This window comes from Burkholderia sp. AU15512 (genome assembly GCF_002223325.1).
Classification (GTDB): Bacteria; Pseudomonadota; Gammaproteobacteria; order Burkholderiales; family Burkholderiaceae; genus Burkholderia.
This window is the reverse complement of the sequence record NZ_NKEX01000014.1, coordinates 1-812: the sequence shown is the minus strand read 5'-3', so window position 1 is coordinate 812 and position 812 is coordinate 1. Positions and strand designations below refer to the sequence as shown.

1 pseudogene is annotated in these 812 nt (G+C 62.1%); it reads right to left on the bottom strand.

The annotated features are described in order from the left end of the window. Positions 1 to 397: pseudogene (gene pepN, locus CFB43_RS37415) on the bottom strand (aminopeptidase N); the annotation flags it as partial. Positions 398 to 812: the final 415 nt, after the last annotated feature.

Here is an 812-nt window from a genome sequence, read left to right as displayed (position 1 = left end):
TGATGCGGCGAAAGCCTTCGGCTTCGCACTGCGTGAAGAAGTTGCCGCTCGACACGTAGAGGCCGGACAGCGTCGTATTCTGGTCGGGTGCGCATGCGCTTTCGAGCGTCAGCTCGAAGGCTTCGGGCACGTTCTCGACCGTCAACCCGTGTTCGTGCGCGCGCACGGCGCCATGCGGCGCGCCATCCAGCCAGGCGCGGACGAATTCGAGCGCTTCGCCCATCAGCTCCAGGTGCGGTGCGGGCGCGGCGTCCGGATTGCGACGCACGCGCATCGTGTTCCTGACGATCGTACGGGCCGGCGCGAGATCGAATTCGAGCGCGACGGCATCGATGAGGAAGGCCGGCGGCGTGTAGTCGGCGCGGCGGATCACGGTTTGGGCGATGTTTTCAGCCATGGTCATGCTTCAGGAAAGGGGTTCTCGCTCTGACATTGCTCGCATCGGCTTGGGCTGATGCGCCAGGAACGATCAAGCGGTCAACACGAAACGCGACGCCTGATCGGACCTTCACGCACCTGAGCATCGCGCCGTGCGCGAAACGCACTCGCGCCGCGCTCGCACATTCGATGCGTGCTCCGAATCGCTTAAGACGATTCAGAACGGCCATTGGACCAGTCGCATTCAATTGGAAATTCGGATTCAGAACTCGATTCCATTGACTGAAACTATTAAATGCCGCAGACGCCCCGTTACTATCTTCACGCCCCGATAATTGGGGCTTTGGCCAGCCAGGCCCGGCATGATTCTCGCCCCCAGTCGCAGTCATGATCCGGGGGGTGTTGTCACCGGGCCTGGTGGGTGGCTGGTGATC